This window comes from Pseudomonas sp. (assembly GCF_050739995.1).
In the GTDB taxonomy this organism is placed as follows: domain Bacteria; phylum Pseudomonadota; class Gammaproteobacteria; order Pseudomonadales; family Pseudomonadaceae; genus Aquipseudomonas.
Genome location: NZ_JBOICG010000679.1, coordinates 1 through 7,946, shown reverse-complemented (window position 1 = coordinate 7,946; position 7,946 = coordinate 1). Strand labels below are relative to the sequence as shown.

The 7,946-nt window shown below is 61.8% G+C and carries 8 protein-coding genes and 1 pseudogene; 7 read left to right on the top strand and 2 right to left on the bottom strand.

The annotated features are described in order from the left end of the window. The 3 genes from ACRESD_RS23020 to ACRESD_RS23010 all read left to right on the top strand — a co-directional run. The coding region (locus ACRESD_RS23020) for a methyl-accepting chemotaxis protein (protein ID WP_431753007.1) at positions 1–1,426 on the top strand (1,426 nt) is incomplete at its 5' end. A 101-nt stretch (positions 1,427–1,527) separates the two neighbouring features. After that, positions 1,528–2,091 carry a nicotinamide riboside transporter PnuC gene (pnuC, locus tag ACRESD_RS23015; RefSeq protein ID WP_431753006.1) on the top strand — a complete coding sequence of 188 codons (564 nt, stop codon included), beginning with the start codon at positions 1,528–1,530 and terminating at the stop codon, positions 2,089–2,091. Further along, positions 2,088–2,612: an AAA family ATPase gene (locus ACRESD_RS23010; protein WP_431753009.1), complete on the top strand. Its 525-nt coding sequence runs from the start codon at positions 2,088–2,090 to the stop codon at positions 2,610–2,612. The genes pnuC and ACRESD_RS23010 overlap by 4 nt, the downstream gene beginning before the upstream one ends. Before the next feature lie 111 nt (positions 2,613–2,723). Here ACRESD_RS23010 and ggt read toward each other — a convergent pair whose 3' ends face one another. Both ggt and ACRESD_RS23000 read right to left on the bottom strand, forming a co-directional pair. After that, the gene (gene ggt / locus ACRESD_RS23005) at positions 2,724–4,448 is read right to left on the bottom strand and encodes a gamma-glutamyltransferase (protein ID WP_431753005.1); all 1,725 of its coding nucleotides are present in this window, start codon (positions 4,446–4,448) and stop codon (positions 2,724–2,726) included. A gap of 76 nt (positions 4,449–4,524) precedes the next feature. Further along, entirely contained in the window at positions 4,525–5,910 is a 1,386-nt protein-coding gene (locus tag ACRESD_RS23000) for a PLP-dependent aminotransferase family protein (protein WP_431753008.1), read from the bottom strand. Between the two features lie 132 nt (positions 5,911–6,042). Between ACRESD_RS23000 and ACRESD_RS22995 the strand changes: the two genes are divergently transcribed. The 4 genes and pseudogenes from ACRESD_RS22995 to ACRESD_RS22980 form a co-directional block, all read left to right on the top strand. Then, positions 6,043–6,519, top strand: a complete 477-nt coding sequence (locus tag ACRESD_RS22995) for a carboxymuconolactone decarboxylase family protein (RefSeq protein WP_431753004.1) — start codon at positions 6,043–6,045, stop codon at positions 6,517–6,519. Continuing rightward, positions 6,512–6,952, top strand: coding sequence for a GNAT family N-acetyltransferase (locus ACRESD_RS22990; RefSeq protein WP_431753003.1), 441 nt, complete (start codon positions 6,512–6,514; stop codon positions 6,950–6,952). The genes ACRESD_RS22995 and ACRESD_RS22990 overlap by 8 nt, the downstream gene beginning before the upstream one ends. Next, positions 6,949–7,542 carry an FMN-dependent NADH-azoreductase gene (locus tag ACRESD_RS22985; protein ID WP_431753002.1) on the top strand — a complete coding sequence of 198 codons (594 nt, stop codon included), beginning with the start codon at positions 6,949–6,951 and terminating at the stop codon, positions 7,540–7,542. The genes ACRESD_RS22990 and ACRESD_RS22985 overlap by 4 nt, the downstream gene beginning before the upstream one ends. 58 nt (positions 7,543–7,600) lie before the next feature. Beyond that, positions 7,601–7,946: pseudogene (locus ACRESD_RS22980) on the top strand (aminotransferase); the annotation flags it as partial.

Here is a 7,946-nt window from a genome sequence, read left to right as displayed (position 1 = left end):
GACCCGGGAAGCGGCCCAACAGCAGGCCTTGAGCGCAGTACGTGGGTTGCGCTATGACCACGATGATTATTTCTGGATCAACGACCTCACGCCCGTGATGATCATGCACGCCGCCAACCCCAAGCTGGATGGCCAGAACCTCTCGGCGATTCGCGACCCGGACGGGTTTGCGGTGTTCAATGAATTCGTGATCCTGGCCAAGGCCAAGGGCGCCGGCATCGTCAACTATCGCTGGCCGAAACCGGGGGCCGAAGCGCCCGTGGAAAAAACCTCGTATATCCAACTGTTCGAGCCATGGGGCTGGATCATCGGCTCCGGCGTGTACGTGGATGATGTCCAAGCCGAATTCAAGGTGCAGGTGTGGAAAGCCTCGTTCATCGGCTTGACCATTGCCGTGCTGATGGCGCTGTTGGTGGTGCTGATCGCCCGCAGCATCGTGCACCCTTTGCAACAGGCCGTGAATGCCATGGCCAATATCGCCAGTGGCGAAAGCGACCTGACCCGCAGCCTCGACACCCACGGGCGCGACGAAGTCACCCAACTGTCCCAGCACTTCAACGCCTTCACCACCAAGCTGCGCCAGGTGGTCAGCCAGTTGCAGACGTGCGCCAATGCCCTGGGCCAGTCGTCCACGGAGCTGGGCACCAACGCCAGCCAGGCCTATGACCGCAGCCAGCAGCAGTCGCAGCAAATGGAGTTGGTCGCCACCGCCATCAATGAAGTCACCTATGGCGTGCAGGACGTGGCGAAAAACGCCGAGCACGCCGCGAGCGAGATGCGCGACGCCCAAGCCCAGGCACAACAGGGCCAGGTGAATATCGACGGCAGCTTGCAACAGATTGACCAGCTCTCCGGCACCATCAACCAGGCCGTTGAGGTGATCCGCATCCTGTCCAGCGAAAGCACCCAGATCGGTAGTGTGCTCGAAGTGATCCGCTCCATCGCCGACCAGACCAACCTGCTGGCCCTCAACGCTGCGATCGAAGCCGCACGCGCCGGTGAGCAAGGTCGTGGTTTTGCTGTAGTGGCCGATGAGGTGCGCCTGCTGGCCCAGCGCACGCAAAAATCCACTGCGGAAATCCAGGTGATGATCGAACGCCTGCAAGGCCACTCCGAAGCGGCGGTCAAAGTCATCAGCGACAGCCACAGCGCCTCACAACAGACCATAGAACAAGCCGGCCAGGCCGGTGCCAGCCTGAATGCCATCGGCCAGGCGCTACGCAACCTCAACGGGCTGAACGCCTCGATTGCCAGCGCCACCTTGCAACAGGCCCATGTGGTGGAAGACATCAACCAGAACGTCACCCAAGCGGCCGGGTTGTCCCACAGCACAGCCTTGGCGGCAGAACAATCCAGCGTGGCCAGCGCGCATTTGCGCGGTCTGAGCGAACAACTCGACGGGCTCCTGCGCCAATTCAAGGTCTAGCTCGTTTCAGCCTGTGGGAGGGGGCTGTCCCCTCCCACATTGGTCCTTCCACATTTTGAAGTTACAATCACCGCCCTTTTCGACTCTCCCAAGGAACCGCCATGTCCGGGCTTGAACTGTTCGCCGCCGCCCTGGGGGTGATCGCTGTCTGGCTGACGGTCAAACAAAACCCCTGGTGCTGGCCCATCGGGCTGGTGATGGTGTTGCTCTACACCTGGGTGTTCTTCGACGTAAAACTCTATTCCGACATGCTGCTGCAGGTGGTCTACGCCGGCCTGCAGCTCTACGGTTGGTGGCAATGGACCCGCGCCGGCGAGGTCAAGCAAGGCCGTATGGTCACCAGCCTGGGCTGGCCTGCGATCATGACCAGCCTGGCCGTCGGCGCGGTATTCAGCCTGTTGCTCGGCGCCGCCATGGCCCATTGGACCGACGCCGCTCAACCCTGGCTCGACGCCGCCCTCACCGGTTTCAGCCTGGTGGCACAAATGTGGATGGCGCAAAAGCGTGTGCAGTGCTGGCCGTTGTGGATCGCCGTGGACGTGATCTTCGTCGGGCTGTTCCTCTACAAAGGGTTGTACCTGACCGCCGCGCTCTATGCGCTGTTCACCGTGATCGCCGTGCAAGGCTGGCGTGAATGGCGCGCCGACCCGGCGTTGCACGCATGAAAGTGGTGGTACTGGCAGGCCCGGAGTCCAGCGGCAAAAGCTGGCTGGCCACAGAGTTGCAAACGCACTTCGGCGGGCTGATGGTCGGCGAATACGTGCGCTATTTCATCGACCACCACCAGCGCGACACCACCCTGGCCGACATTCCGGCCATCGCCCGTGGCCAACTGGCCTGGGAAGACGCCGCCCGCGCAGAACAGCCCAACCTGTTGATCCTCGACACCCACCTGCTGACCAACAAGCTGTGGAGCCAAACCCTGTTCGGCGACTACCCGGCATGGCTCGACAGCGAACTGCTGGCCCGTCACTACGACCTGCACCTGCTGCTGTCGCCGGAAGATGTGGAATGGACTGCCGACGGTCAGCGTTGCCAACCGGAGCTGGCGGATCGTCAGGCGTTTTTCCAAGGCAGCCTGGAATGGATGCAGCAGCATCGGCAGCCGGTGGTGGTGATTCGAGGGGATTGGGACGAGCGCAGGCGGGCAGCGTTTACAGCAGTGGAACAGCTGCTTCTGCCATAACCTGTGGGAGCGGGCTTGCCCGCGATGGCAGTGTGTCAGCCAACTAATTAGGGTGCTGATACACCGTCTTCGCGGGCAAGCCCGATCCCACATTTTTGAGCGCGTCAGGCTTTAGTAGCCCAGAGACAGACCGGTATTGCGACGCGGATCATTCGCGCCATAGAAGCGGTTGTTGCCGACCGGCTTGCCACCCAGGGATGGTGCGCCTACCAAGATCGCGGCCAAGTGGTTGGCGTCCTGGGGACCGGCAAACTTATGGCCCCAACTTTCCAGGATCTTCTGGGTATCCGGGCTCACCGCGAAGGTCTCAAGGTTAGTGGTCTCAGGCATCCACTGCTGGTGGAAACGCGGCGCGTCCACGGCTTCCTGGATGTTCATCTTGTAGTCGATGACATTGAGGATGGTCAGCAAGGTGGCCGTGATGATGCGACTGCCACCGGGTGTCCCTACCACCATCACCGCCTTGCCATCCTTGGTCACGATGGTCGGGCTCATCGACGACAGCGGCGCCTTGCCCGGCGCGATGGCGTTGGCTTCACCCTGGACCAGGCCGTACATGTTCGGCACACCGACCTTGACGGTGAAGTCGTCCATTTCGTCGTTGAGAATCACCCCGGTCTTGCTCGCCATCACCCCGGCACCGAACCAGTCGTTGAGGGTGTAAGTCACCGAGACCGCGTTGCCCCACTTGTCGACGATGGAATAGTGCGTGGTGTTATTGCCTTCATGAGGCGACACGCCCGGCTTGATCGCCTGAGAGTCGCCGGCTTTCTGCGGTTCGATGGCGGCACGCAGCTTGGCGGCATAGTCCTTGTCCAGCAGATGAGCGATCGGGTTCTTCACGAAATCCGGGTCGCCAAGGTAGCTGTTACGGTCCACGTAGGCGTGGCGCATCGCTTCGATCTGGTAGTGCAGGCCTTGGGCCGAGTGATAGCCGAGGTCGGCCATCGGATAGCCTTCGAGGATGTTCATGATCTGGCAGATCACCACACCACCTGAGCTCGGAGGCGGCGCCGAGACCACGTGATAGCCCCGGTAATCGCACTCGATGGGCGCCAGCTCGCGGGTCTTGTACTTGTCGAGGTCAGCCTGGGTGATGATGCCCTTGCCGGCCTGGCTGGAATCCACCAGGGCCTTGGCGACCCAGCCTTTATAGAAACCGTCGGTGCCCTTGGCGGAAATTTCCTTGAGGGTCTTGGCCAGGTCTTTCTGCACCAGCTTCTGGCCGACCTGCATCGGTTGGCCGTTGTGCAGGAAAATCCCGCGCATGTCCTGATCTTTTTCGAACTCACCGGTGGCGGTGTGCAGCAAGTCGATGTCGCCTTGTTCCAGTTCGAAGCCGTTTTCCGCCAGGTTTATCGCCGGAGCAATCACCTGGGCGCGCTTGAGGGTGCCGTATTTGCTCAACGCCAGTTCCATGCCGGACACGGTGCCGGGCACACCGACCGCCAGGTGGCCCTTGGCGCTGAGGCCGTCGATGACCTTGCCGTCTTTGTCCAGATACATGTCGGCGGTGGCCGCCAGCGGGGCTTTTTCACGGAAGTCGAGGAAGGTCTTGCGCCCGTCGGCCAGTTGTACGGTCATGAACCCGCCACCGCCCAGGTTACCGGCGGCCGGGTACACCACCGCCAGCGCATAGCCGACCGCAACGGCCGCATCCACCGCATTGCCGCCAGCCTTGAGTACATCCACACCCACATGAGTGGCCAAATGCTGGGCGGTCACCACCATGCCATTTTCACCGGCCACCGGAGCCTGTGAAGCGGCCTGCACACCGCTGACCGTCAACACCAGCGCAGTGGCAATCAAAGTACGGCTGAAGGGTTGGTATTTCATCCATGGCTACTCTGGTTATTGAGACGCACCAAAATAGCCCCTCCCTGTTTTAATCCCCAGTGCAATGGCGTTTTTATTACAGAACTTGTCGGTCACAGAACGATAACGCCTCAATCACACGGCGTAGCCGCACAGCCAACTCAGCGGCGTGCTGTTGCGTGGCGACGTTGGTAAACCCCATCAACAAGCCCTGCTCCCGATGAGCCCCCATCGTCCACCCTGACAGCGCCTGTATCGCCAAACCCGCCGCGTTCGCCGCTTCGGCCACGGCGTGGTCCGATACCGCCACCTCTAGCCGCGCCAGCAGATTAATCCCCCCTGCTTGCTCATCCACCCGCAAAAAGCCCGCGCAATGTATTCCCAACGCGTTGACCAGCCATCCATGGCGCTGCGCATACAACTGGCGCATCTTCTTTAGATGCCGGGTGAAATGCCCCTGCTCCATAAAGTCCACAGTGGTCAGTTGCAGCAGCTGCGGACTGCGTTGCTGCAATGCCTCGGCACTGCGTTCAAAGGTCGCCACCAGCGACGTGGGTACCACCAGGTAGCCCAGGCGCAACCCCGGAAACAACATCTTGCTGAAGCTCCCGGCATGGATCACCCGGTCATCACCATCCTGGCTTTTGAGTGCCGCCAGGGGCTGGCCCCGGTAGCGGAACTCACTGTCGTAATCATCCTCGACCACCCAACCGCCCTGCTCCCGGGCCCACGTCAACAAGGCCAGCCGCCGCTCCCGGCTCAAGGCTACGCCCAGCGGGCTTTGATGCGCCGGTGTAACCACTGCCAACCGCGCCTGCGCGCCGAGTCGAATACCTTGCGCCACGTCCAGCCCGTCACGGTCCACGGGCACCGGCACCAGCTCCACGCCGTGGTGGGTCAACAACTGGCGCCCGTGCAAATACCCGGGGTCTTCAAACCAGCAACGTTGCCCTGCCATCTGCAGCGCATCGCACAGCAGCGTCAGGCACCCGGCATAGCCCGCACACACGAATACCTGTTGTGGCGTGCACTCCACGCCGCGGTACAGCGCCAGGTAGCTGGCGATTGCCACACGCAGGGCCTGGGCGCCGCGCACGTCGCCCATCGCCAGGCTGTCGGCGTCAGTGCGACGGACTTGCTGAGTCACCAAGCGCGACCATAGCTTGCGTGGGAATGCATCCAGGGCCGGCAAGCCCATTTGCAGCGCCGAGGGGCCGCGTGCGGCAGGCTCAACCATCGGCAACGGCTTGACGGACACCTGCGGCAGCGACGGCGCAATCACTGTCCCGGCCTGGCCACGCGCCTCAAAAAAGCCTTCGCTGACCAGCAATTGATACGCCGTCTCCACCGTGCCCCGCGCCACCTTGAGTTCCAACGCCAGGCTGCGCACGGACGGCACGCGATCACCGGGGGCCAATTGGCCCTGGTCAATGGCCAGGCGAAAGCGCCGATAGATTTCCTGGTACTTGGGCAGTGCTGGCATCACGGGTGGGCTCGACAGGGAAACAGGCCGAAGTCTGATCATGTCCCAACCCACTTGTCCAATCATGCCCCTGTCGAGCGGCCCTTGTGCCACCGAAAATGGCGCATCGCTTAACGCATGTAAGGACCAACCATGAAACACCGCCTCGATTACGCCCAAGCCGCCCCAGCGGGCTACAACGCCCTGGGTTCAGTGCACAGCTATATCCATGGCTGCGGCCTGGAGAAAGAATTGATCGACCTGGTGTACCTGCGGGTTTCCCAGCTCAATGGCTGTGCCTACTGCCTGGACTCCCACTCCCGTGACCTGCTCAAGCAAGGCGTCAGCCTGGAGAAACTGATGTTGGTCGCCGCCTGGCACGAAGCACTGCCGCTGTTCACGCCGCGCGAATCCGCCGCCCTGGCCTGGGCCGAGGTGGTCACCCAGGTAGCCCAGACTCAAGTACCGGACGCCGAATACGCCAAGATCACGGCCCTGTTCAATGAAAAACAAGTGGCCGACTTGACCCTGGCGATTGCCCTGATGAACGCCCTGAACCGCGTCGCCATCAGCTTTCGCAAAGTGCCAGCCGCCGTCAAAGCCCACTTGGTGAATCAAGACCATGAATGAGCACGTCGAATTTGCGCCGATATACACTGAAGCCGATTGCATCGCCAGCTTTGCGGTGATGCAGCAACTGCGCCCGCACTTGACCGATGCCGTTGCCTTCGCCGAGCAAGTCCAACGCCAGCGGCAGAACGGCTACCAACTGCTGGCCGCCCGTGAACAGGGCAAGGTGATCGGCCTGGTTGGTTATCGGCTGACGGAAAACACCCTGTATGGCCGCTTCATCTACGTCGATGACCTGGTCGTGGATGTCGCCTTGCAGCGTCGTCGCCTGGGCGAGCAGTTGCTTGAGCGCGTGCGCGAAGAAACCCGGGCCCGTGGCTATCGTTACTTGGTGTTGGACACCGGCATGCACATGGCCCTGGCCCAACGCTTCTATTTCCGCCAAGGGCTGTTGCCACTTGGCATGCACTTTTCCCAGGATTTGAACCCATGACCCGTGCCCTGTTGCTCAGTTTCAGCCCCCATGGCAAAGCCGCACAAACCTTCAAGCTGGCCCGTGCACTGCTGCGCGACCTGGTGCCGGACGCCGATATCATCGAACGCGACTACAGCGGCCAGGCGCTCCCGCCGTTGACCCGGGAATATGCCAACGCCTTGACCACACCGGGCGGCCTGAGTGGCAGCGCAACGGCGCTGTCGGAGCAGTTGATCGTGGAACTGGAAGCCTGCGACCTGTTGATCCTGTGCACCCCGGTACACAATTTCACCGTGCCAGCGACACTCAAGGCCTGGATCGACCATGTGGTGCGTATCCACCGCAGCTTCACGGTCAACCCGCAGTTCGAAAAGGTCGGCCTGCTGCAAGACCGGCGCACCTTTGTACTCGTCAGTTCCGGCAATGCGCGCAAGGGCCACGAGCCGGACTTTCTCACGCCTTACCTGACGGCCATTCTGGCGACGGTCGGGATTCGCTCAGTGGAGTTTACCTACCTGCCGGCCATGGTACGCGGGGAAGAAGCGGTCAATCGCGCACTGGAACAGGCCCACCAACAACTGTCTGCGGCAATCAGCACTGGCCTATAAAATTAATGGCGCTAGAATCGGCGCCATTCTTTGCCCGCCTCCCTGATACGAGTCGCCCATGAGCTTTGATTTCGACACGATCCACCCACGCCTCGGCACCGGCAGCACCAAGTGGAGCCGCTACCCGAAAGACGTGTTGCCGATGTGGATCGCCGACATGGACATCGCCGCACCGCCCGCGGTGCTGCAAGCCCTGCACCAGCGTCTGGAGCAGCAGATTCTCGGCTATAGCGTGGCCGGCCCGGATGTACGCGAAGCCATCGTGGCCGACCTGTGGGCCAAGTACGCCTGGCGTGTACAACCTGAAGAGTTGCTATTCCTGCCCGGCGTCGAGCCCGGCTTCAACATGGCGCTGCACGCCTTTGTACAACCGGGCCAGCCGGTGGTGCTGCAAACCCCTAACT

What these genes read in the sequence shown, in the direction of transcription:
- ACRESD_RS23010 (WP_431753009.1), top strand. Translation starts at nt 2,088, where the DNA reads ATGAAAGTGGTGGTACTGGCAGGCCCGGAGTCCAGCGGCAAAAGCTGG.
- ggt (WP_431753005.1), bottom strand. Translation starts at nt 4,448, where the DNA reads ATGAAATACCAACCCTTCAGCCGTACTTTGATTGCCACTGCGCTGGTG.
- ACRESD_RS22995 (WP_431753004.1), top strand. Translation starts at nt 6,043, where the DNA reads ATGAAACACCGCCTCGATTACGCCCAAGCCGCCCCAGCGGGCTACAAC.
- pnuC (WP_431753006.1), top strand. Translation starts at nt 1,528, where the DNA reads ATGTCCGGGCTTGAACTGTTCGCCGCCGCCCTGGGGGTGATCGCTGTC.
- ACRESD_RS22985 (WP_431753002.1), top strand. Translation starts at nt 6,949, where the DNA reads ATGACCCGTGCCCTGTTGCTCAGTTTCAGCCCCCATGGCAAAGCCGCA.
- ACRESD_RS23000 (WP_431753008.1), bottom strand. Translation starts at nt 5,910, where the DNA reads ATGCCAGCACTGCCCAAGTACCAGGAAATCTATCGGCGCTTTCGCCTG.
- ACRESD_RS22990 (WP_431753003.1), top strand. Translation starts at nt 6,512, where the DNA reads ATGAATGAGCACGTCGAATTTGCGCCGATATACACTGAAGCCGATTGC.